The 23,329-nt window shown below is 65.8% G+C and carries 21 protein-coding genes and 1 pseudogene; 10 read left to right on the forward strand and 12 right to left on the reverse strand.

Annotated elements, in window-relative coordinates; translation table 11 throughout:
* The 9 genes and pseudogenes from RT697_RS22200 to RT697_RS22240 form a co-directional block, all read left to right on the forward strand.
* Nucleotides 1-230, forward strand: a pseudogene (locus tag RT697_RS22200) (DNA methyltransferase); the annotation flags it as partial.
* 200 nt (nucleotides 231-430) lie between these two features.
* On the forward strand, nucleotides 431-619 hold the full coding sequence (locus tag RT697_RS22205) for a hypothetical protein (protein WP_008161862.1): 189 nt from the start codon (nucleotides 431-433) through the stop codon (nucleotides 617-619).
* A gap of 233 nt (nucleotides 620-852) precedes the next feature.
* Entirely contained in the window at nucleotides 853-1,368 is a 516-nt protein-coding gene (locus RT697_RS22210; RefSeq protein ID WP_175122901.1) for an RDD family protein, read from the forward strand.
* Between the two features lie 141 nt (nucleotides 1,369-1,509).
* A complete protein-coding gene (locus RT697_RS22215) occupies nucleotides 1,510-2,415 on the forward strand; it encodes a DUF2167 domain-containing protein (protein WP_313701827.1) in 906 nt (301 codons plus the stop codon).
* A gap of 100 nt (nucleotides 2,416-2,515) precedes the next feature.
* Entirely contained in the window at nucleotides 2,516-3,388 is an 873-nt protein-coding gene (locus RT697_RS22220; protein WP_313701829.1) for a UDP-2,3-diacylglucosamine diphosphatase, read from the forward strand.
* Nucleotides 3,389-3,513: 125 nt separating this feature from the next.
* Nucleotides 3,514-5,229: an acyl-CoA synthetase gene (locus RT697_RS22225; RefSeq protein WP_313701831.1), complete on the forward strand. Its 1,716-nt coding sequence runs from the start codon at nucleotides 3,514-3,516 to the stop codon at nucleotides 5,227-5,229.
* A gap of 1 nt (nucleotide 5,230) precedes the next feature.
* Nucleotides 5,231-5,752, forward strand: a complete 522-nt coding sequence (locus RT697_RS22230; RefSeq protein WP_313701833.1) for a gamma carbonic anhydrase family protein — start codon at nucleotides 5,231-5,233, stop codon at nucleotides 5,750-5,752.
* Nucleotides 5,753-5,837: 85 nt separating this feature from the next.
* Nucleotides 5,838-6,770 carry an Hsp33 family molecular chaperone HslO gene (hslO, locus tag RT697_RS22235; RefSeq protein ID WP_313701834.1) on the forward strand — a complete coding sequence of 311 codons (933 nt, stop codon included), beginning with the start codon at nucleotides 5,838-5,840 and terminating at the stop codon, nucleotides 6,768-6,770.
* Nucleotides 6,771-6,861: 91 nt separating this feature from the next.
* Nucleotides 6,862-7,614, forward strand: a complete 753-nt coding sequence (locus RT697_RS22240) for a pilus assembly protein (RefSeq protein WP_313701835.1) — start codon at nucleotides 6,862-6,864, stop codon at nucleotides 7,612-7,614.
* Nucleotides 7,615-7,651: 37 nt separating this feature from the next.
* On the opposite strand, the gene ftsB is transcribed toward RT697_RS22240, so the two are convergent.
* The 4 genes from ftsB to RT697_RS22260 all read right to left on the reverse strand — a co-directional run bounded on the left by ftsB (nucleotide 7,652) and on the right by RT697_RS22260 (nucleotide 11,647).
* On the reverse strand, nucleotides 7,652-8,149 hold the full coding sequence (ftsB, locus tag RT697_RS27105) for a cell division protein FtsB (RefSeq protein WP_409517476.1): 498 nt from the start codon (nucleotides 8,147-8,149) through the stop codon (nucleotides 7,652-7,654).
* A 66-nt stretch (nucleotides 8,150-8,215) separates the two neighbouring features.
* A complete protein-coding gene (gene eno, locus RT697_RS22250) occupies nucleotides 8,216-9,502 on the reverse strand; it encodes a phosphopyruvate hydratase (RefSeq protein WP_054429546.1) in 1,287 nt (428 codons plus the stop codon).
* A 4-nt stretch (nucleotides 9,503-9,506) separates the two neighbouring features.
* Nucleotides 9,507-9,791 carry a DUF1330 domain-containing protein gene (locus tag RT697_RS22255; protein ID WP_056322046.1) on the reverse strand — a complete coding sequence of 95 codons (285 nt, stop codon included), beginning with the start codon at nucleotides 9,789-9,791 and terminating at the stop codon, nucleotides 9,507-9,509.
* A gap of 203 nt (nucleotides 9,792-9,994) precedes the next feature.
* Complete coding sequence (locus RT697_RS22260; RefSeq protein ID WP_312430267.1) at nucleotides 9,995-11,647, reverse strand: CTP synthase; 1,653 nt, start codon at nucleotides 11,645-11,647, stop codon at nucleotides 9,995-9,997.
* A gap of 220 nt (nucleotides 11,648-11,867) precedes the next feature.
* Here RT697_RS22260 and RT697_RS22265 point away from each other — a divergent pair, with 220 nt between their 5' ends.
* Nucleotides 11,868-12,866 carry a hypothetical protein gene (locus RT697_RS22265; RefSeq protein ID WP_313701836.1) on the forward strand — a complete coding sequence of 333 codons (999 nt, stop codon included), beginning with the start codon at nucleotides 11,868-11,870 and terminating at the stop codon, nucleotides 12,864-12,866.
* 88 nt (nucleotides 12,867-12,954) lie between these two features.
* On the opposite strand, the gene RT697_RS22270 is transcribed toward RT697_RS22265, so the two are convergent.
* The 8 genes from RT697_RS22270 to RT697_RS22305 all read right to left on the reverse strand — a co-directional run bounded on the left by RT697_RS22270 (nucleotide 12,955) and on the right by RT697_RS22305 (nucleotide 23,273).
* Complete coding sequence (locus RT697_RS22270) at nucleotides 12,955-14,745, reverse strand: aminopeptidase P family protein (protein WP_313701837.1); 1,791 nt, start codon at nucleotides 14,743-14,745, stop codon at nucleotides 12,955-12,957.
* Between the two features lie 14 nt (nucleotides 14,746-14,759).
* On the reverse strand, nucleotides 14,760-15,593 hold the full coding sequence (locus tag RT697_RS22275; protein WP_286893397.1) for a M55 family metallopeptidase: 834 nt from the start codon (nucleotides 15,591-15,593) through the stop codon (nucleotides 14,760-14,762).
* 19 nt (nucleotides 15,594-15,612) lie between these two features.
* A complete protein-coding gene (locus tag RT697_RS22280; protein WP_313701838.1) occupies nucleotides 15,613-16,707 on the reverse strand; it encodes a P1 family peptidase in 1,095 nt (364 codons plus the stop codon).
* Nucleotides 16,708-16,853: 146 nt separating this feature from the next.
* On the reverse strand, nucleotides 16,854-17,753 hold the full coding sequence (gene gsiD / locus RT697_RS22285) for a glutathione ABC transporter permease GsiD (RefSeq protein ID WP_175122914.1): 900 nt from the start codon (nucleotides 17,751-17,753) through the stop codon (nucleotides 16,854-16,856).
* A gap of 7 nt (nucleotides 17,754-17,760) precedes the next feature.
* Nucleotides 17,761-18,681: a glutathione ABC transporter permease GsiC gene (gene gsiC / locus RT697_RS22290; RefSeq protein WP_056322028.1), complete on the reverse strand. Its 921-nt coding sequence runs from the start codon at nucleotides 18,679-18,681 to the stop codon at nucleotides 17,761-17,763.
* 89 nt (nucleotides 18,682-18,770) lie between these two features.
* Nucleotides 18,771-20,324, reverse strand: a complete 1,554-nt coding sequence (gene gsiB / locus RT697_RS22295) for a glutathione ABC transporter substrate-binding protein GsiB (RefSeq protein ID WP_105237826.1) — start codon at nucleotides 20,322-20,324, stop codon at nucleotides 18,771-18,773.
* A gap of 37 nt (nucleotides 20,325-20,361) precedes the next feature.
* Nucleotides 20,362-22,248 carry a dipeptide ABC transporter ATP-binding protein gene (locus RT697_RS22300; RefSeq protein ID WP_313701841.1) on the reverse strand — a complete coding sequence of 629 codons (1,887 nt, stop codon included), beginning with the start codon at nucleotides 22,246-22,248 and terminating at the stop codon, nucleotides 20,362-20,364.
* A 44-nt stretch (nucleotides 22,249-22,292) separates the two neighbouring features.
* On the reverse strand, nucleotides 22,293-23,273 hold the full coding sequence (locus tag RT697_RS22305; RefSeq protein ID WP_056567927.1) for an isoaspartyl peptidase/L-asparaginase family protein: 981 nt from the start codon (nucleotides 23,271-23,273) through the stop codon (nucleotides 22,293-22,295).
* Nucleotides 23,274-23,329: the final 56 nt, after the last annotated feature.

Genomic DNA, 23,329 nt, shown 5'->3' on the forward strand with positions numbered 1-23,329 from the left:
CATACGGCGAGCCCATGGGCGCCGAGCAGGACGCCGACCTGTGGCGTGAATGGGCCACCTGCCTGAAGCACAACTTCGCAGGCTGGCAATTGCACGTCATCACCAGCGACCTGACGCTGCCCAACCAGATGCGCTTGAAGCCCAAACGGCGCGTCCCGCTGCACAACGGTGCGCTCGATTGCCGCTTGTTCGGGTTCGAGCTGGTGGCCGCCGGCTACCGCGACGCCTGAGCTCGTTGTAAAAGCGCCGCAACATGCGGCGCCTATCTTTGCTTATAGTGCCTCGCCGCGCGGTTTTGGGGCATCATCAGCACCAAGGTGTTGCCAGGTTGCACCAGCTTGAATCGGCCTCTTGCATAGTTTCAGGGTAAACCCCTATAATCCGGGTTATCCCTAGTAGCAAACAACTGTGCAAGCCCGTGGAGGCTATTGTGATCAACCCGAACAACACCATTCGCCTGACCGACGAACTCGAGCGTCAACTGATGCTCCAGGCTATCGAAGAACAATTCCGCCCGCATCCGATGCGGGCGTTGGCCGCAGGCCTGCGCAAGCTGGCCCACGGCATCAAGGCTCTGGCCGGCAAGACGAGCGCCAAGAACGCGCACTCCGCTGCCTAAGCTGGGCCAAGGCTTCGGCCTAACGATTTTCCCCTTGGGGGCTGCATAGCCCCTTTTATAGACCCGCCCTCACCGGCGGGTTTTTTTTGCGCGAAAGCCGCACCGAAGCGGCATTGGCCAGAATAGCCGCCCCGCCGCCCGGCCGCCCGAAGGCGGGGCAGCCCCCTCGGGGGGCAGCAAGCACGCATCGCGTGCGCGGCGTGGGGGCAACAATTTATGGATAATACGCGTCCATGAACGACGCCCACCTCGACGAAACGCCCAACCGGCTGCGCCGGTTTGCCTGCATGATGTACGAAGCCGTCCTGCTGTTCGGCGTCGTGTTCCTGGCGGGCTATCTGCTGGATACCCTCACCCAAAGCCGAAACGCGCTGGAATTGCGGGCCGCCCGGCAGGCGTGGCTGTTCGTGGCGATCGGCGCCTACTTCGTGCTGTGCTGGCGCCGCCGCGGCCAGACGCTGCCCATGAAGACCTGGAACATCCGGCTGGTGGACCGACACGGCAACACGCCATCGACCGGCCTGCTTATCCTGCGCTACATCCTGGCCTGGCCGCTGGTGCTGGCAGGCGCCGCCGTGGTCTGGGGCGCGGCGCTGGCCACCGGTTGGCCGTCCGTGGATATGTTCATCGTTGCGGCCCCCTTTGCCATCTTCATCTGGTCATGGTTTGACCCGGACGGTCAATTCCTGCACGACCGGATTCTGGGCACGCGCCTGCGCAACGCGCCGCAGGCCAAGAAGGCGCGCTGACCGCCACGCGCGGCGGCGCGCGGCCGGCATCTCCGGTTGATGCTTGCCAAGCCGCCGGGTATTTCGCGCGCCTGTTCAGAAAGATGACAGCCGCACGCCCGGACAATGAGGCCCCATTTAATTTACGGCTTCATTCTCACCATGCGCGCATTCCTTTCCCGCCTGTCGCTGGCCTTCGCCAGCGCGCTGTTGTTCCTGCACGCAGGCGCGTCCGCCCAGAACGCATCGGCCCAGCAGGAAATCGAATCCGCTTCCAAGGCCGCCTTCGCCGCCGCCCGGCAAGGTCCGACCGACGTGACGCTGGGCGACCAGGCCACGCTGAACCTGCCACAAAGCATGTTCTTCGTACCGCGCCCGCAGGCCGAGCGGCTGATGCAGGCCTACGGCAACGGCAAGGATCCTTCCCTCCTTGGCGTCGTGATGCCCAAGAGCGACGACGAGGACTGGGTCGTCACCGTCAATTTCGACAAGGCCGGCTACATCAAAGACGATGACGCCCGGAACTGGAACGTCAGCGAATTGCTGGACAGCCTTCGCGAAGGCACCGAAGCGTCCAACGAGGAGCGCAAGAAGCGGGGCTTTCCGGAGCTGACGGTGGGCGGCTGGGTGGAGGCGCCCAAGTACGACAGCAACACCCAGCGCCTGGTCTGGTCGGTGGCCGCCAAGCACAAGGGCGCGGCCGCGGAAGAAGACGCCACGGTCAACTACAACACCTACGCGCTGGGCCGCGACGGCTACATCACGCTGGACCTGATCACCGAAAAGAACAAGGTGCCCACGGACAAGGCCGCCGTGCTGGCGCTGCTGGACAACCTGCACTACGTGGAAGGCAAGCGCTACGCCGATTTCGACGCCTCGAGCGACAAGGTCGCCGAGTATGGCCTGGCGGCCCTGGTGGCGGGCGTCGCAGCCAAGAAACTCGGTCTGTTCGCGGTGATCGCGGCTTTCCTGGCCAAGTTCGCCAAGGTCGGCATCCTGGCCGCGGCAGCGCTGGGCGGCGGGTTGTGGAAGCGCCTGAGGGGCAAGAAGGCCAACGGGCAGTCCTGATCCGCTGGACCGGCGGTGCGTGGCCCGTCACGCGCACCGTCACAACCGCGTCATGGATTCGTCACGCGCGCGTCATCGCTAGGTGGTCTCATTCTCAAGCATGACCACAGCCCACAGGGAAGCGACCGTGAACGAAATCCAACCGACGCACTGGCGCGCCCTGTGGATTTCCGATATTCACCTTGGCACTGCCGGGTGCAAGGCGGAATTCCTGCTCGATTTTCTGGATCACAACGATTCGGACACCCTGTATCTGGTCGGCGACATCGTCGACGGCTGGCAGTTGCGCAAGCACTGGCATTGGCCCCGGACGCACAACGACGTGATCCAGCGCATCCTGCGTAAGGCTCGCAACGGCACGCGCGTGGTGTTCATCCCGGGCAATCATGACGAGTTCGCCCGCGAGTTTGCCGGTTTCGCCTTTGGCGACATCGAGGTCCTGGACGAGGACGTGCACGTCACGGCCAAGGGGCTGCGCCTGCTGGTGCTGCACGGGGATCAGTTCGACGGCGTCATCCAGCACAGCCGCTGGCTGGCGCACCTGGGTGATGGGCTCTACCAGTTCGCGCTGTGGATCAATCACCATTTCAATCGCCTGCGCCACCGCCTGGGCATGCATTATTGGTCGCTGTCCCAATACCTGAAGCACAAGGTCAAGAACGCGGTGTCGTTCATCACCGACTTCGAAGAGGCGCTGGCCGGCGAAGCCCGGCGGCGCGGACTGGACGGCGTGGTCTGCGGCCACATCCACAAGCCGGAACTGCGCGACGTGGGCGGCATCCTGTACTGCAACGACGGCGACTGGGTCGAAAGCCTGTCGGCGCTGGCGGAGACGCACGACGGCCAGCTCCAGCTTCTGGACTGGGCAGTGCTGCAGGCCGAACGCCAGCGCGACCCGGCCAATCGCCCGCCGCGGTCCCTGACGCTGCCCGCCCTGCCGTCGGCGCTGCGCCGTCAAGGCAAGCACCCGTGATAACCCTTATGCGTCCCCCTTACGCAACGGGGATATTGCAGTTCACGCCCCTCTAGGTCATGCTTGCACCTGAGTAACGGGCGATATGACCCGTTCACGCCGCAACATGCTTACAACATAGGGCCATGAACGACCAATATCAGGCGCTCTACCAATCATTCCGCTGGCTGGTGCCCACCCAGTTCAACATCGCGGAAGCGTGCTGCCACCGCTGGGCATCCAGCAGTCCGGATGCGCGGCGCATTGCCATCTACTACGAAGATGAATCCGGCAACCGCGAGGTCTGGACCTTTGCCCGGCTGGCGGAAGCCGCCAATCAACTGGCCAACGGCCTGGTGAAAATGGGCGTGGGCAAGGGCGACCGGGTCGGTGTGGTTTTGGGGCAACGTCCTGAAACCGTGGTCGCCCACATGGCCATCTACAGCGTCGGCGCGGTGGTCCTGCCCCTGTCGGCGCTCTTTGGCCCCGAGGCGCTGCAAAGCCGCCTGTGCGATGCCGAAGCCCGCGTCGCCATCGTCGACCACGCCTCCAGCGCCAATCTGCTTGCCGTCACCGATCACTGTCCTGCCCTGCAGCAGGTCATCGGCATCGGCTTCGCGGACGAGCGCGTGCTGCCATGGCGCAGCCTGCTGGCCCGCCAGCCCAACGAATTCAAGGCCGTGCAGACGCGATCGTCGGATCCGGCCATCCTGCTCTACACCTCCGGCACGACAGGCGCCCCCAAGGGCGCGCTGCTGCCCCACAGCGTGCTGATCGGCAACCTGCCAGGCTTCGTTGCCTCGCAGGACTGGTTTCCCAAGCCCGCCGACGTGTTCTGGTCGCCCGCCGACTGGGCCTGGACCGGCGGCATGATGGACGCCCTGCTGCCCACGCTGTACTTCGGCCACCCCATCGTCGGCACGCGCGGGCGCTTCTCCGTGGAACGCGCTTTCGAACTGCTGGAACGCTATCAGGTCACCAATACGTTCCTGTTCCCCACCGCACTGAAGATGATGATGAAGGCGGTGCCTGAGCCCCGCCAGCGGTACCAGCTTGCGCTGCGTTCCATCATGAGCGCGGGCGAAAGCGTGGGCGAGACGGTGTTCGACTGGTGCCGGACGGCGCTGGGCGTCACGCCCAACGAAATGTTCGGCCAGACCGAGATGAATTATGTGGTGGGCAACAGCAACAAGCGCTGGCCCGCCAAGCCCGGCTCCATGGGCCGCCCGTATCCCGGCCACAACGTGGCGGTGCTGGACGACGACGGCGCGCCGGTCGCGCCGGGCGCCACCGGCGAGATCGCGGTCAACCGGCTGGACATCCACGGCTTTCCCGACCCCGTCATGTTCCTGGGCTACTGGCGCAACGAGGCCGCCACGGTGGCAAAGTTCAAGGGAGACTGGTGTCTGACGGGCGACCTCGCCACGGTCGATGAGGACGGTTACCTCTGGTATGCCGGCCGCGCCGACGACGTGTTCAAGTCGGCCGGTTACCGGATCGGCCCGGGCGAAATCGAAAGCTGCCTGGTTGGCCACCCGGCCGTGGCCAATGCTGCGGTAGTGCCCAAGCCGGACGCCGAGCGCGGCGCGGTGGTCAAGGCCTTCGTGGTGCTGACGCCGGAATTCGCTCACCGGGATCGCGGCGAAATCACCGAAAACCTGCAGGAACACGTGCGCGAGCGCCTGGCGCCGTACGAGTATCCGAAGGAAATCGAATACGTGGACGAACTGCCCATGACCACCACGGGCAAGATCCAGCGGCGCGTCCTGCGGCTGCGCGAAGAAGAACGCGCGCAGGCCAGCGCGCCTCAGACCGACGTTGGCGCGCCCGATGCCGCCCCGGCGCGGACAACGGAGACCTAGCATGGCCATCTACCAACTCAACGACCTGATTCCCCGCATCGACCCGCAGGCTTACGTGGCCGACAGCGCCGACATCATCGGCAACGTCACGCTGGAAGCCGGCGTCAGCATCTGGTCGCACGTGTCGATCCGCGGCGACAACGACGTCATCCTGATCCGCGAAGGCACCAATATTCAGGAATCCAGCGTCCTGCACGTGGACTCGGGCTGTCCCATGACCATCGGCCCGAACGTCACCGTCGGCCACCAGGCCATGCTGCACGGCTGTACCATCCACGAAGGCGCCCTGGTGGGCATGCAGGCCATCGTCCTGAACAACGCCGTCATCGGCCGCAATTGCCTGATCGGCGCCGGGGCCATCATCCCCGAAGACCGGGTCATCCCGGACAATTCGCTGGTCATCGGCATCGGCAAGATCGTGCGCGAGCTGTCCGCCGAGGAAATTGCCAACATGCACAAGAACACGGCCCATTACGTGGCGCGCGGCCAACAGTACAAGACGGCCCTGAAACGGATCGGCTGACGACTGCTTCGGACCGGTCGGCAAGCGCCTCAACCCCTGCTGCCAGCAGGGGGAATACCCCCCTGTGATCGGCTAACATTCCGCTATGACCGATCAGCTTAAAAAATACCTTACCGAAGACCGCAGCGTCCGCGTCCAAGCGGTGCGCCTGTCTGACACCTGGAAGGCCGTACAGGCCAACCACGATTACCCGCCCGCCATCACCGACCTGCTGGGTGAACTGGTGGCGGCATCCACCCTGCTCGCCGCCAACATCAAGTTCGATGGCTCGCTGGTGCTGCAGATTCAGGGCGACGGCCCCATCGCCCTGCTGGTGGTGGAATGCCGCTCGGACCTCAGCCTGCGGGCCACCGTCAAGATGCGCGAAGGCCACGAGGTGCCCAGCGCCGGCAACATGCAAAGCCTGTTGAACCCCGGCGGCAACGGACGCTTCATCGTGGTGCTGGACCCGCAGCGCAAGCTGCCCGGCCAGCAGGCCTACCAGGGCATCGTGCCTCTTGAAGGCGAGACCGTCGCCGAGGCCCTGCAACACTACATGAAAGCCTCGGAGCAGCTCGATACCCGTCTGTGGTTGTCCGCCAACGCCGACCACGCGGCGGGCATGCTCGCCCAGCGCCTGCCGCACCACGGTGGCGGCGAAACGGACCGCGCTCTGACCGAGCAGATAGCTGCCGAGACCTGGGAGCGCATCAACGCCCTGGCCGGCACGCTCAAGCGCGACGAAATGCTGGCCACCGACATCGACACGCTCATCCACCGCCTGTTCTGGGAAGAAACGCTCATCGCCTTCGATCCCCACCCGGTGAGCTGGCACTGTCCCTGCACCCGCGAACGCGTGGCCAACATGCTGCGTTCGCTGGGCGAAGCCGAGGTCAACAGCATCCTGGAAGAGCGCGGCCAGGTCGACGTGGCCTGCGATTTCTGCGGCAAGCCTTACAAGTTCGATACGGTCGACTGCGCGGCGCTGTTCTCGGCCAGCCAGACGTCTTCCGGAGAAGAACCTCCCACCGTGCATTGATGCGTCCCGGCGGCAAGCCCGCCGGAACGTTTTTGTCACACCGGATTGTCCTCATCGACAGGCGGTCATGGGCGCGCCACACTGCGCAGCCATGACCGCCTTTATTTTTTCTTGGAGAACAAGCGCTGCCCGCCGGCAGCACGGGGCCGCCGCCATCGAGTTCGCCGTGGCGGGCGCCATCGTGCTGCTGCTGGGCCTGCTGTGCGTCGACGCTGCGCGGTGGCACGGCGCGCGCCAGATGGCCCATCTGGCGCTGATGGAAGCGGCTCGCGCCGGCGCCACTGGCCACGGCGACCCGGCACGTCTGCGGACGGCCTTCCTGCAAGCGCTGCTGCCGCTGCACACGAGCGCCAGCGGTCCGGCCGGCGCCATCCGCCGACGGGACGACGCGATGAACGCACTGAATAGGCTGACGGGGGCCGTGCCCTGGCGCATTGAAGTGCTGCGGCCGGACGACCAGTCGTTCCGCGAGCACGGGCGCGCGGACTTGCAGGTGGCTGCCGCGCCCGGCTTGCGGGTCATCGACAATGGCTACCAGGATCTGCAACATGCCCGCCACCCGCCACGCCCCGGCGGCCAGGATATCTTCCTGGCCAATACGCTCAAGCTGCGGCTGACGTATCTGCACAAACCGCTGCTGCCGCCGTTGCGGGCGCTGCTGGTCTTGCTGGGCCGGCAGGATGGAACCTACACCGGCCACGCGCTGAACAACGGCCTGCTGCCCATCGTGGTCGAACTGGAACACGAAATGCACACGCATCCGGTCGACTGGGCCCGCAAGCGGCCCTATCCGGAAGGCATGGTGTATGGGGAATGCCGGCAGTTGCGCTGCGGCTCTGGTTAGGCCGGGACGCTACCAGAGCAAAAAAAACCGCCAGGCATCACTGCCGGGCGGTGGAATTTGAATTGTTGGCGCCGGTCGTGGCGGCAGGTCTGGCAGGCGTTGCCGCCGCGGGCCGGGGGGTGGCCGCTGTCGACGCAGGCCGGGTCGTGGGCGCGGCCGACGCAGGCCGGGCAGCCGGCGCGCTGGCGCGCGCGGGCGTACCGGTTGCGGCAGGCTTGGGCGGCGCGTCGGCAGAAAGCGAGGCGCCAGCGGGTGGCTGGGTATTCTGGGGCAGGATGTGCACGAACACTTCGCCGTCCCGCATCATGCCCAGTTCGCCACGCGCCCGCTCTTCGATGGCGCCGGATCCGCCTTCCAGATCCCGCACTTCGGCCTCAAGGGCGGCGTTGCGCGCGCGCAAACCTTCATTGGTCTCGCGCTGCTCGGCCACCTGACGTTGCAGATCCCAGACCTTGAACCAGCCGCCCTTACCCAACCACAGCGGGTATTGGATCAGGCCTAGCAGCACGAACAGCACCAGGAACAACAGGCGCATACGCGGGAACCTCAACTGTCGTGGCGTGGATGCGGCCCGGGCAAGACGCCGGGGCCGCGCTTCTTATCAACGCAGGTTGTAGAAAGCTTCCAAGCCGGGGTACGACGCGACTTCAGCCAGCTCTTCTTCGATGCGCAGGAGCTGGTTGTACTTGGCCATGCGATCCGAACGCGACAGCGAGCCGGTCTTGATCTGCATCGCGTTGGTCGCCACGGCGATGTCGGCGATGGTCGAGTCTTCGGTTTCGCCCGAACGGTGCGACACGACGGCGGTGTAGCCGGCGCGCTTGGCCATTTCGATGGCGGCGAAGGTTTCGGTCAGCGTGCCGATCTGGTTGATCTTGATGAGGATCGAGTTGGCGACGCCCTTCTGGATGCCTTCACGCAGGATCTTGGTGTTGGTGACGAACAGGTCGTCGCCCACCAGCTGAACCTTCTTGCCGAGCTGGTCGGTCAGGAGCTTCCAGCCTTCCCAGTCGTTTTCGGCCATGCCGTCTTCGATGGAGATGATCGGGTACTTGTCGCACCACGTGGCCAGGAGGTTCGTGAACTCTTGCGAGGACAGCGAGATGCCGCCTTCGCCGGCCAGCGTGTACTTGCCGTCGCGGTAGAACTCGGAGCTGGCGCAGTCCAGGCCCAGGGCGATCTGCGTGCCCGGCTCGTAGCCGGCTTCGGTGATGGCCTTCAGGATGAGTTGAATGGCGGCTTCGTGGCTGGGCACGTTGGGCGCGAAACCGCCCTCGTCGCCCACGGCGGTGGACATGCCTTGGCCGTGGATCAGCTTCTTGAGCATGTGGAAGACTTCGGCGCCCCAACGCAGGGCTTCGCGGAAGCTGCCGGCGCCCACCGGCAGGATCATCAGTTCCTGCAGGTCCAGCGTGTTGTTGGCGTGCGCGCCGCCGTTGATGACGTTCATCATCGGGACGGGCATGCTCATGGGGCCGCTGCCGCCGAAATAGCGGTACAGGGACAGGCCCGATTCATCGGCGGCGGCGCGGGCCACGGCCATGCTGGCTGCCAGGATGGCGTTGGCGCCCAGGCGCTCCTTGGACTCGGTGCCGTCCAGTTCGATCAGGGTGCGATCGACGAACGTCTGTTCCTGCGCGTCCAGGCCCATCAGGGCTTCGGAGATTTCGGTATTGAGGTTTTCAACGGCGCGCAGCACGCCCTTGCCCAGATAACGGCCCTTGTCGCCGTCGCGAAGCTCGATGGCTTCGCGGGCGCCGGTGGATGCGCCGGACGGCACGGCCGCACGGCCCATGGCGCCGGATTCCAGCAGCACATCGCATTCCACGGTGGGGTTGCCGCGCGAATCCAGAATCTCGCGGCCGATGATGTCGACGATTGCACTCATGACTTTACATTCCCTGAACGATAAACATATTCATGACGGCCGCGCCTTCGCGGGCATTGCGGGCACGGCGGTACTGCCAGGAATCGTAGAACGCCTGCGCCGCGGCCATGGACGGAAATTCCATGACGACGGTGCGGCCGGGTTCACGCCCCTCAAGGTGCTTGGATTCGCCGCCGCGCACCAGGATCTTGGCATCGTACGCGCGCATGGCGAGCGTGGACAGACGCTTGTAATCCTCGTACTGCGCGGGCTTGGTCACTTTGACGTCGGCGATGAGATAAGCACTCATGGGGTTCCTTCAGAGCAGTGGCGTTGGTTGGGGGCTGACGCCGGATACGGCGCCGCCGCCAGTGTCGCGCAAGGCGCACGGGCGACGCATATCCGATGCTAATCGGTTGTATCCGAAAGAAGCGCCGCCGTATAGGGCGGCGCTGGGGAAACGGCCCGCGGCCCCGAGGATCCGCTTACGGAACTCAGGACCGCGGACACGCATCAGGCCTCCTGGCCGCGGCGAGCCTTCTGCTCGATGGCGGCGCGGATGTAGCTGGAGAACAGCGGGTGGCCGTCGCGCGGGGTGGAGGTGAACTCCGGGTGGAACTGGACGCCGACGAACCACGGGTGGTTGGGCAGTTCCATCATTTCGGGCAGGTTCTCGGTCGGCGTGCGGGCGCTGATCACCATGCCGGATTCTTCCAGGCGCGGCACGTAGACGTTGTTGACCTCGTAGCGATGACGGTGACGTTCGTTCACTTCGTCGCCATAGATCGCCTGCGCGCGGGTGCCGGCCTTGATCGGCACGCGTTGCGCGCCCTTGCGCATGGTGCCGCCCAGGTCGGACGAGTTGTCGCGCTTTTCGACCTTGCCTTCGCGGTCCATCCACTCGGTGATGAGTGCAACCACCGGGTGCGGCGCGGAAGGATCGAATTCCGTGCTGTTGGCGCCGCCCAGGCCGGCGACGTGACGGGCAAATTCGATGACTGCCAGCTGCATGCCCAGGCAGATGCCCAGGTAAGGCACGCCGTTTTCACGGGCGTAGCGGATAGCGGCGATCTTGCCCTCGGTGCCGCGCTTGCCGAAGCCGCCCGGAACCAGGATGGCGTCCAGGTGCTTGAGCTGATCGGTGCCGCGGGTTTCGATGTCTTCCGAGTCGATGTACTCGATGTTGATCTTCGAGCGCGTGTGGATACCGGCGTGAACCAGGGCTTCCGTCAGCGATTTGTACGACTCGGTCAGGTCGACGTACTTGCCGACCATGCCGATGGTGAGCTGGTGCTCGGGATGTTCCAGCGCCTCGACCAGGTTGTCCCACATGGACAGGTCGGCCGGCGGCGGGGTCAGGCCCAGGGCTTCGCAGACGATGTTGTCCACGCCTTGCTTGTGCAGCATGGCGGGGATCTTGTAGATGGAGTCGGCGTCCCAGACGGAAATGACGGCGTCCAGGGGCACGTTGGAGAACATCGAGATCTTGGCGCGCTCGTCGTCCGGAATGCGGCGGTCGGCGCGGCACAGCAGCGCGTTCGGGTAGATGCCGATTTCGCGCAGCTTCTGCACCGAGTGCTGCGTGGGCTTGGTCTTCAGTTCGCCGGCGGAGGCGATGAAGGGCACGAGCGTCAGGTGGACGAAGGCCGCGTTGTTGCGGCCCATGCGCAGGCTCATCTGGCGGGCGGCCTCGAGGAACGGCAGCGACTCGATGTCGCCGACCGTACCGCCGATTTCGACGATGGCAACGTCGGTGTTGCCATTCCAGCCGGCTTCGGCGCCACGCGCGATGAAGTCCTGGATTTCGTTCGTGATGTGGGGAATGACCTGGACAGTCTTGCCCAGGTAGTCGCCACGGCGCTCCTTGCGCAGCACGGATTCGTAGATCTGGCCGGTGGTGAAGTTGTTCACCTTGTGCATGCGAGCGGAAATGAAGCGCTCGTAGTGGCCCAGGTCCAGGTCGGTTTCGGCGCCGTCTTCAGTGACGAACACTTCACCGTGCTGGAAGGGGCTCATCGTGCCCGGATCGACGTTGATGTAGGGGTCGAGCTTCAGCATGGTGACCTGCAAACCACGCGACTCGAGGATGGCAGCAAGCGACGCAGCGGCGATGCCCTTGCCCAGGGAAGACACCACACCGCCGGTGACAAATACGTATTTGGTCATCGTAATGAGCACCCGGGACGAGCGGGCGCGTGCGGGAAATTTGGATTATAGCCGGGCGACGCGACTTGTTTGGGTTTTCCCCTAGCGCCGTGCGGGTAACAATTGGCTGCACTCGGCAAGGTAAGGCTGCGAGGCGCGCCGTGCGGACGTGCTATGGTCGCTCCCTATTTTTCATCCGCTGCCTTCGCGGCAGCGCCCTCCGTTCTTCGCCCCCGCGCCGATGACCGACTCCAACCGTCCCGCCTATTCCCTTGCCTGGCGCATCGCTATCGCCGCCGTTCTGCTGCGTCTGGCCTATACCGTACTGGTGCAGGCCTACACGTTGATGACGCCGTTGCCCTACGGCGACCAGATCCGCGCAAGCTACATGCAGCCGCCGGTGCTGGCCCCCCTGCTGGCCACCATGGTGTCGACCCTGCTGCTCGTGGGCCTGGCGGCCTGGTGCGCGACGCGCCAGTGGCTCGCCCGGCACGATGCCGCGACCGTGAATCAGCCCGGCAGGATGCTGGCCACGTTCCTGGCCCTGCAGGCGCTCTACACGCTGTGCCTGTCCAGCGGCGTCGGCATGGCGCAGAACGTGCTGATGATCGGCACGCTCAAGAGCGGCTCCTGGCTCGAGGAAGCGTTCGGCCTGGGCATCGTGGGCCGGTCCATCGCCATCAACCTGATGATCCGCGCCGTCACGATCGTGCTGGAGGTCATCGGCATCTGGGTGGCGCTGCGCATTGCGGCGTGGACGGCGGGGCCTGCCGGCCCCGGCGCCGGCATGACGCTGACGCGGCGGCATGTGGCATGGATCTGCGGCCTGACCGTCCTGATCTGGCAGACCAGCGTCTCCATCATGCTCGGCGGCTTTTTGCAAATGCAGACGCTGGAAGCGGGATGGGCCGAGTACGCGTTGGGCTATTGGGTGTTGCCCATCGTGCTGCTGGCGCTGGTCACGATCGTGTGCCTGAAGGTGCTGCCCCGGCCCCTTGAACGCCCCGGCATTGGCCGCGCCGTCGCGCTGGGCAGCCTTGCGTTCTGGTTCGCCCAGGTGCTGGGCGTCGGCCTGGGTCTCATCGTCCTCAAGTCCATGACCTGGGATCAATTGGCATGGGCCGCCCAATCGCCGGCGGCCGCCGCGCTGGTGCTGCTGGCCTACGCCGCGTTGCTGTCGCTGGGCTGCCTGGTGACCACGCGCATGCTCCACCGCAATCAAGGCGGGTCCGTGCGATAGCCGCAACGGCGCGCCATGAAAAAAGGCCACGGCATCATGCGCCGTGGCCTTTTTGCTTTGCGCCGGCGCCGCCGGCATCAATGCAACGTCAGATCGCCGCGCAACGCAGCGTCAGCCACGCCAGCGCCTCGCCCTGGACCAGCGGCGACAGGCGCTCGAACACCGTCTTGTGATAGTCGTTCAGCCAGTCGATCTCGTCCTCGCGCAGCAGCGAGGGCTCGATGCAGCGCGTATCGATCGGGCACATCGTCAACGTTTCGAAGCACAGGAATTCGCCCAGTTCCGAGGTCAGCCAGCTGCGGTTGGCGACCAGGTTCTCGATGCGCACGCCCCAGCGGCCCGGACGGTAGATGCCCGGCTCGTTGGACGTGATCATGCCCGGTTCCATGGCCGTGTGCGGGCCCGGCATCGCGCGGTACGAGATGACCTGCGGGCCTTCGTGCACGTTCAGGAAATAGCCGACGCCGTGGCCCGTGCCATGACCGTATTCCGCGCCGCCTTCCCAGATGGGCGCGCGCGCAATGGCGTCCAGCATCGGCGACGGCGTGCCGCGCGGGAACGAGGCGCGCGACAGCGCGATCATGCCCTTGAGCACCAGCGTGAAATCGACTTTCTGGTCGGCGCTGGGCGTGCCCACCGCCACCACGCGCGTGATGTCGGTGGTGCCCCCGCGGTACTGGCCGCCCGAATCGATGAGCAGCAGTCCATCGCCTTCGATCGTGGCGTGCGATTGGGGGGTGGCGCGGTAATGCGGCATCGCGCCGTTGGCATTGAAGCCCGCGATGGTGGCGAAGCTGGGGCAGACGTAGGCGGGACGGCGCGCGCGGGCGGCCGTGATCTGCTCGTCGATGGTCAGCTCGGTGATGGTTCCCTTGCCCAGCGCGTCTTCGAACCAGGCGAAGAATTCGCACAGCGCCGCGCCGTCCTGCGCCATCGCCTGGCGCACGTTGGCCAGCTCCGCGTCGGTCTTGCGCGACTTGAGCAGCGTGGACGGATTGATGGCTTCCACGCGCGGCACGGCGGGGTCCATGGCATGGAACACGCCGCAGGTGACGCGCGCCGGGTCGATCAGCAGCTTCTGGTCCTGTTCCAGCGAGGCCAGCGCATCCGCCGCCTGGGCATAGTCCGCCACTTCGACGCCGTCGGCGGCCAGGATGGCGCGCAGGCAGTCGTCGATCTTGCCATCGGCAACGAACAGCGTGGCGTGGTCCAGGCCCAGCAGCGCGTGTGCGACGAAGACCGGGTTGTAGTCAACGTCGGCGCCCCGCAGGTTGAACAGCCAGGCGATGTCGTCGAGCGTGCAGATGAAATGCACATCCGCGCCATGCTTGCGCATCGCGTCGCGGACCTGGGCCAGCTTGTCGGCGCGGGTCACGCAGGCTTCGGGCGCGACGTGTTCGTAGATCTTGGCGTCCGGCAGGCCGGCGCGGTCGGCCCAGACTTCGTCCAGCAGGTCTTCGCGGATCTCCAGCACGGCGCCAGACGTGGCCGCGGCGGCGGACAAGGCGCGGAATGCGGCCAGGCCCAGCACCTGGCCGTCCACGCCGATGACGTCGCCCGCGCCGGTGTTGGCGGCCAGCCAATCGACATGGCCCGGCGTCGACGCCAGCGCAATCTTCATCAGCTGCACGCCGGTGCCGGCGAGCTGCGCTTCGGCCTGCACCCAATAGCGGCTATCCACCCACAGACCGGCGAAGTCCTTAGTGACCACCAGCGTGCCCACCGAACCCGTGAAGCCCGACAGCCAGCGCCGCCCCTGCCAGCGGGCCGGCAGGTATTCGGACAGGTGCGGGTCCGAGGAAGGTACGACGTAGGCGGTCAGACCGCGGCGGCTCATGGCCTGCCGCAATTGGGCAATACGGGCGTCGGTGCTAGACATGGGAGATGGGATCCTTAGCGCAACATGAAAGACATGGCGCCCAGGCTGTTCAGCGTACGGATGGCGGACTGCATGCTATCCGTGGTGAATCGCAAGGTGACGCCGTCCACGCGCTCGAGCGTGGGCCACATGCAGAACAGGTCGGCCAGTGCCGCGCTCTGCGTCTGCAACCGGCATTCTATAGGCGCGGGAATGACGAAAGGAACGGCTTTCTTGTCCCCGCCGCGCTTGAAATTGCGCACGGCGGTTTCGGCGGCCGCGGCAATCGCCCGGCGCGACGCGGCGGGAGACAGCGTGATGCCGCTGCCCTGCCCGTGCGCGACCTTGGTCTGCACCCATTCGGCGCCGGGGAACGTGTCGCGCGTTTCCGCGATGAACACGTCGTCGCCGGTGCCCAGGATGACGGGCACGCCCAGTTCGCCGGCCAGCGCGCCATACAGGCCGGCCTCGCCCAGCTCCATGCCGTTGATGACGACGCGCGCGAACGCGAAGCTGTTGATGGTGTGGGCCAGGATGCCGCGCCCCTGCGAGCGCGAGTGGTAGCCGATCATGAAGACGGCATCGCACGCTTCTTCCAGGCCGCCCATCATGCCCAGGTAGCGCGGCTTGCCCAGCACCAGGCGGGCGCGCTCGTCCAGGCCGTCGGGCAGCAGGTTGCGAAAGCCCCCGTGCGAGTCGTTGACCAGGATCTCTTCGGCGCCGCCCGCGATGGCGCCCTGCACGGCCGCGTTGGCCTCGGCAGTCATCCAGGCGCGCGCGCGCTCGTATTCGCCATTGCCGGCGCGGACCTGCTCGGGGTGGAAGACGCCGGCGACGCCTTCGATATCGGTGGAAATCAGGATCTTCATGATTGGGCCTTGGAAATATTCAGAATTCGGTATCGGACAGCCACTGGCGCCAGTCGGGCGCGGCGTGGCGGATGGAATCGCGGTGGTGGCCGTCGCGGCCGGTCACGCCCTCGGCGTGCCACAGCGCGGCAATGATGGCCTGTTCGCAAGACTCGGCGGCGGCTTCGAACAGCGGATCGATGCGGGCCTCGTGCAGCATCGCGGTCGCGGGCATGGCCGATTCGGCCAGTTGCGGAATCGTATAGGCCGTGGAGAACGCCAGCGCGATGTCGCCGCTGCCGTGGCCGAACACCGACCCGGTGCGCGCCAGCCCCGCGCCGGCGCGCAGCGACAGGCGGCGCAACTGGCGCGAATCGAGCGGCGCGTCGGTGGCCACCAGCAGGATGATGGAACCCTTCTCGGGCGCGATCACGGCGTTCTCGCCCTGCTGCGCAAGCCCTTGGTCAAGCTGGCTCGCCAGCCGGCGGCCGAACGGCCTGCCCGCCACCGTCAGGTTGGGCAGGCGGCCGAAGTTCGACAGCACCAGCGCGCCCACGGTGTACTGCGGCCCGTCCTTGATCTGCGCCACGCGCGAGGCCGAACCGATGCCGCCCTTGAACGAAAAGCTGGACATGCCGCGGCCGGCGCCCACGGCGCCCTGCGCAAACTGCTTGCCGGCAGCGGCCAGCGCCTCGCCGTAATGCGATTCCGCGACCGCCATCGCCTGAATGTCGTTCAGGTAGCCGTCGTTGCACTCGAAGACCAGCGGATTCACGGTGGCCATGGCGCGGCCGATGCCGGGGTTGGCGGCGACCGCCGTCCGGATCTGCGCGTTGGCCACGGTGCCCACGCCGAACGTGTTGGTCAGCCCGATCGGCGTTTCCAGCACGCCCAGTTCCTGCACCTGAACCAGGCCGGTGCTTTTGCCGAAGCCGTTCAGCACGGTGGCCGCGGCCGGCGTCTTGTCCAGAAAGGCATCGCCGCCATGCGTGCGCACGACGGTCACGCCGGTCTGCAGCGGGCCCTCGGCCAGCGTGCAATGGCCAACGGTGACGTCGCCCACGTCGCAGATCGAGTCCAGCGGCCCCGACGGCAGTACGCCGATGCGAGGGATGTCCAGCGCTTGTTTGTCCATGTTCGTCTACGTGTCGCCACGCTCCAGAATGCAAAACGCCGCCACCCTGGGTCCGGGACACGCGCTGGCATGCGCGTGGCGGACGGAGGCGGCGGCGGAAAAATCGCCCTCCACGCCGGCCCTCGCAAGAAGGGCCGGTGGCAGGTTTACTTGCGGTCGATCTTGGGATCGAGCGCGTCGCGCAGGCCGTCGCCCAGCAGGTTGAACGCCAGCACCGTCAGGAAGATCGCCAGCGCCGGGAAGATCGCGACGTGCGGTGCGATGACCATGTCGGCGCGCGCTTCGTTCAGCATCGCGCCCCACTCCGGCGTGGGAGGCGAAGCGCCCATGCCCAGGAACGACAGGCTGGCGGCGGTGATGATCGAGGTGCCGATCCGCATCGTGCCGTACACCACGATCGGCGAGATCGTGCCGGGCAGGATGTGGCGCATGATGATCGTCCAGTCGGACGCGCCCACGCTCTTGACGGCTTCGACGTACGTCATCTGCTTGATCGACAGCGTGTTGCCGCGCACCAGGCGGGCAAACGCGGGCACGCTGAACACGGCCACGGCCACGATCACGTTGACCATGCTGGAGCCCAGGATCGCGACCACGCCGATGGCCAGCAGCATGCCGGGGAACGCCAGCAGCACGTCGGAGATACGCATCGTGATGCGTTCCCACCAACCTTCGTAGTAGCCGGCCATCAGACCCATGAAGGTGCCGACGATGGCGCCCATGGCGACCGACAGGAAACCTGCGGCCAGCGAGATGCGCGCGCCCATGACGATGCGGCTGAAGATGTCGCGGCCCAGCGAATCCACGCCCAGCCAGTGCGTCAGCGACGGACCGGCGTTCAGCGCGTCATAGTCGAAGAAGTTCTCCGGGTCGAACGGCACGATCCACGGCGCGAACGCCGCGACGATGACCAGCAGCAGGACGAAGAGGCCGGCGCCGACGGCGAGCTTCTGCTTCTTGAACTTGCGCCAGAACTCGGTGGCGGGCGTGCGCACGTCGTTCTTGGGGACGGCGGCGATGGTCGCGGCGGGTGTCGTATTGCTCATGGCCGCCTCACTTGTAACGGATGCTGGGATTGATGACGCCATAGAGCACGTCGACAATCAGGTTGATCAGGATGAATTCCAGCGAGAACAGCAGCACGAGGCCCTGGATCACCGGATAGTCGCGCTGGGTCACGGCGTCCACCAGCAGGCGGCCAAGGCCGGGCCAGTTGAACACGGTCTCGACCACGATCGAGCCGCCCAGCAAGAAGCCGAACTGCAGGCCCATCATGGTCACGACGGGAATCAGCGCGTTGCGCAGCGCGTGCTTGATGATCACGCGGCGCTCGGACAAGCCCTTGGCGCGGGCGGTGCGGACGAAGTCTTCCTGCACGACTTCGACGAACGAGGCCCGTGTGAAACGCGCCATCACGGCGGCCACCGCGGCGCCCAGCGTGATGGAAGGAAGAATGTAGTGTTGCCAGGTCGATGCGCCCACGGTGGGGAGCCAGCCCAGGTTCACCGAGAAGATCTGCATCAGCATCATGCCCAGCGCAAACGCGGGGAACGAGATGCCGGACACCGCCAGCGTCATGCCGAGACGGTCGGGCCAGCGATTGCGCCATACCGCCGACACGATGCCGATGATCATGCCGAAGCCGACGGACCACACCATGCTCGCAAGGGTGAGCCACAGGGTGGGCATGAAACGGTCGGCGATTTCGGTCGAGACGGGGCGCTTGGTGCGCAGCGAGGTCCCGAGGTCGCCCTGCAGCATGTGGCTGAAGTAGCGCACGAACTGCTGCGGCAGGGGCAGATCCAGCCCAAGTTCCTTGCGCACGAGCTCGACGGTTTGCTGGTCGGCCTCGGGGCCAGCGGCCAGCCGCGCCGGGTCGCCCGGAAGCATGTGCACAAACAGGAACACGACCACCGCTACCAGCAGCAGCGTGGGGATCATGCCCAGAAGACGTTTGACGATGTAGGTCAGCATTGAAATTCCTGCAACATCGGCGGGGACACCGCGTCCCCGCCGTATGTGGCCTTACAAGGGCCCGAAGGCCCCAAGAGTTACTGCTTGGTTTACTGCTTCAGGTCGATGTCGCCGAACCAGAACGAGGTGTCCGGCTCAACGTACACGCCCGACAGGTTCTTCGACTTGACGTACAGGTTGTTCTGGGTCACCAGGAAGGCCCACGGGGCGTCCTTCCAGATGGTTTCCTGAACGTTCTTGTAGATCTCGGTCTTCTTCTCGCGGTCCGTCGTGGCCAGCGCTTGCTGGACGCCTTCGTCAACCGTCTTGTTCGAGTAGTACGACACGTTGTTCAGCACCGGCGGGAACGCGGCGGTGGTCAGCAGCGGACGCAGGCCCCAGTCGGCTTCACCGGTCGACGACGACCAGCCGGCGTAGTACATGCGGACCTTGGCGTCTTCAGGCTTTTGCACCTGCTGGACGCGCTGCACGCGCTGGCCGGATTCCAGGACTTCCACGGAAACCTTGATGCCGACCTGAGCGAGCTGCTGCTGCAGGAACTGAACGACCTTCACCGAGGTGCCGTCGTTGTAGGCGGACCACAGCGTGCTTTCGAAGCCGTTGGGGTAGCCGGCTTCGGCCAGCAGGGCCTTGGCCTTCTTGATGTCGTAGGGCCATGCGCCGATCTTGTGCGCGTAGTCCACGCCTTGCGGCACGACGCCGTCGATGACGGTGGCGTAGCCCGAGAACGCGACCTTGGCCAGGGCGTCCTTGTTGATGGCGTAGTTGATGGCTTCACGAACCTTGACGTTGTCGAACGGCTTTTGCTGCGTGTTCATCGACAGGTAGCGGGCCATGATCGAGTTCTTGTGATCGACCACGTCCAGCTTGTCGTTCTTCTTCAGCACGGCGGCCTGCTCGAACGGCACCGGGAAGGCGAAGTGCGCTTCACCCGTCTGCACCACGGCGGCGCGGGTGTTGTTGTCGGTCACGGTGCGGAAGGTCAGCGTGTCGACCTTCGGGTAGCCTTGCTTCCAGTAGCCGGCGAACTTCTTGACCTTCAGGTACTCGGCCGGCTTCCATTCGACGAATTCGAACGGGCCCGTGCCAACCGGGTGAAAGCCGATTTCCTTGCCGTACTTGGCCAGGGCGGCCGGCGAGATCATCATGGCGGCCGGGTGGGCCAGCGCGTTGATGAAGGCCGAGAACGGCTTCTTCAGCGTGATCTTGACGGTCATCGGATCGACCACTTCGGTCTTTTCGATGACGCTGAACTGGATGTAGCGCGACAGGCGGTTGTCCGGGTTGGCCGGACGGTCGAAGTTGACCTTGACCGCTTCGGCGTTGAAGTCGGTGCCGTCATGGAACTTCACGCCGGGACGCAGCTTGAAGGTGTAGACCAGGCCGTCTTCGCTGACCGTGTAATCGGTCGCCAGCACCTTCTGGACCTTCAGGTCCTTGTCGAATTCGAACAGGCCTTCGTAGTAGGCCTTGCCAGCCGCCTGGTTCAGCGTGCTGTTGGTGTTGTACGGGTCCAGCGTTTCCAGCGCGATGGAAACGGCAAACGTCACGTCCTTGGCGGCGTGGGCCATCGGCGCGGTGAGCACGCCGAAGGCCAGCGCGGCAGCGGCCATCAGCTTGGTGGGGCGCAGAACTTTCATCATTGCAACTCCTGGTTCCAAAAAAAGGTCAACTACTGAGTCAATACGCGCCGCCGACGGGATGGCGGGCTACAAAATGATCCGTACCGACCTGAACCAGCGGCTGCACCACCGGTTCGTCGTTCAGTTTGCGGATCGGGCTGGGGATTTCATCCGACAACAAGGTGCGCTTCAGGTGACGGCGCGCCGGATCGGCGATCGGCACGGCGGACATCAGCTTCTTGGTGTAGGGGTGCTGCGGATTCTCGAAGATGGCGCGGCGCGGGCCGATCTCGACGATCTGGCCCAGGTACATCACCGCCACGCGGTGGCTGACGCGTTCGACCACGGCCATGTCGTGCGAGATGAACAGGAACGAGATGCCCATGTCGCGCTGCAGGTCGATCAGCAGGTTCACGATCTGCGCCTGGATCGACACGTCCAGCGCCGACACGGATTCGTCCGCGATCACGACCTTCGGGTTCAGGGCCAGGGCGCGCGCGATGCAGATGCGCTGGCGCTGGCCGCCCGAGAATTCATGCGGGTAGCGCTGCGCCATTTCCGGCGGCAGGCCGACGCGCTCGAGCAGTTCGGCGACGCGGCGCTCGGCATCCTTGCCCTTGGCCACGCCGTGCACCAGCAGCGGTTCCATGATCGAGAAACCCACGGTCACGCGCGGATCCAGCGATGCAAACGGATCCTGGAACACGAACTGGATGTCGCGGCGCAGGGATTGCAGTTCGGTGTTCTTCAGACGCACGATGTCGCGGCCGCCAAAGCGGATCTCGCCGCCCTGGCTTTCGACCAGGCGCAGCAGCGAGCGGCCGGTCGTGGACTTGCCGCAGCCGGACTCGCCGACCAGCGACAGCGTCTCGCCGGGGTACAGGTCGAAGCTGACCTTCTCCACGGCGTGCACGCGGCGCTGCACGCGGCTCATGATGCCGCCGCGCAGGTCAAAACGCGTCACCAGGTTGCGCACGCTCAGGATGGGTTCGCGCTTGGCGTTGGGCACTTCCTGCGTGCTGACGATGCCGGGCTCGGCCACGGGCTGGGCCTTGCCTTCCACCTGCAGCAGCGGGAAGCGCGCGGGCAGGTCCGTGCCCTGCATGGCGCCCAGCTTCGGCACGGCCGACAGCAACGCCTTCGTGTAGCTGTGCTGGGGCGCGGCGAACACCTGGTCCGACGGGCCTTCCTCGACCTTGTCGCCGCGGAACATCACCAGCACGCGGTCGGCCACTTCGGCCACCACGCCCATGTCGTGGGTGATGAACACCACGCCCATGTGCATTTCTTCCTGGAGCTGGCGGATGAGCTGCAGGATCTGCGCCTGGATGGTCACGTCCAGGGCGGTGGTCGGTTCGTCGGCGATCAGCAGCGCCGGCTTGCAGGCCAGCGCCATGGCGATCATGACGCGCTGGCGCATGCCGCCCGACAGTTGATGGGGGTAGCGGTCCAGCACCGACTTGGCTTCGGGAATGCGGACCTGTTCCAGCATGCGCAGCGCCTCGGCGCGCGCCGATGCGCCATCCATGCCCTGGTGCTCGCGGATCGATTCGGCGATCTGGTCGCCGGCCGTGAACACCGGGTTCAAGGAGGTCATCGGCTCCTGGAAAATCATCGCCATGTCGGCGCCGCGCACGTCACGCATGACGCGCTGGCTGGAATTGGCCAGGTCGATCACGGAACCGTTGCGGCGGCGCAGGGCCATGCGACCCTGGGCGATGCGCCCGCCGCCATGTTCCACCAGACGCATCAGCGCCAGCGACGTCACCGATTTGCCCGAACCCGATTCGCCCACGATGGCCAGGGTCTCGCCCCGGTCCACATGGAACGACAGATTGCGCACGGCTTCGACCGTGCGCTCGGAACCCACGAAGCGCACCGTCAGGTCGTCGACCTGGACCACGCGGTTATCCGGCAGCGCCAGGCTGTTTGCGCGATCAACCATCTCTTCTCATTCCCAAAATAAACCTACTGATCCAAACCCGCCGCTCATCGGTAGATGGCGGTCACCGGCTTTTCGCCGACGCGGGCGTAACCCCGGTACATGCCTTCCGTGTTGAACGGCAAGGCCACATTGCCCTGGGCGTCGACGGCCACGAGGCCGCCCTTGCCGCCGATGGTGGGCAGTTTTTCCATCACGACGCGGTCCGCCGCCGCTTCCAGCGAGGCGCCGCAGTATTCCATCTGGGCCGCCACGTCGTACGCGGCAACCATGCGGATGAACATTTCGCCCGTGCCCGTGGTGGACACGGCGCAGGTCTTGTTGCTGGCATAGGTGCCGGCGCCGATCAGGGGCGCATCGCCCACGCGGCCGACCTGCTTGTTGGTGATGCCGCCGGTGGAGGTGGCTGCCGCCAAGTTGCCCTGCGCATCGACGGCCACGGCGCCCACGGTGCCGAACTTCTTGTCGGCATCCAGCGGATCGGCGGGCGCGGGCTGGCCACGCGCGACCATCGCCTGGCCGTCGTGATCCAGCACGGCGGCGTCCGGCGTCTCGCGCTGCACGCGCAGCAGCTGCTCGCGGCGGGCTTCGGTCGAAAAGTACGACGGGTCGACGAGTTCCAGGCCTTCCTGGGTGGCGAACGCTTCGGCGCCCTCGCCCACAAAGAAGACGTGCTTGCTGTTTTCCATGACCTTGCGCGCGGCAAAGATCGGGTTGCGCACGCGGTTCACATTGGCGATGGCGCCCGAACGCAGCGTCGCGCCGTCCATGATGGCGGCGTCCAGCTCATGGGTGCCGGCGCTGGTGAACACGGCGCCGTGGCCGGCGTTGAACAGCGGGCAATCCTCGAGCAGGCGCACGGCCTCGGTGACGGCGTCCAGGGCGCTGCCGCCCTTGGCCAGCACGGCTTGGCCGGCGGTCAGGATGGACTCCAGGGCCGCCAGGTATTCCTGTTCTTTCTCGGGAGACATGGCCGCGCGGGACATTGCGCCGGCGCCACCGTGAATGGCAATCACGGGCTGAATCATCGTTTACCTACTCCATGTATGAGCCACGGCATGACGGACTGGGTCACCCCAGCGGC

Source organism: Achromobacter sp., assembly GCF_032113835.1.
Classification (GTDB): Bacteria; Pseudomonadota; Gammaproteobacteria; order Burkholderiales; family Burkholderiaceae_B; genus Achromobacter.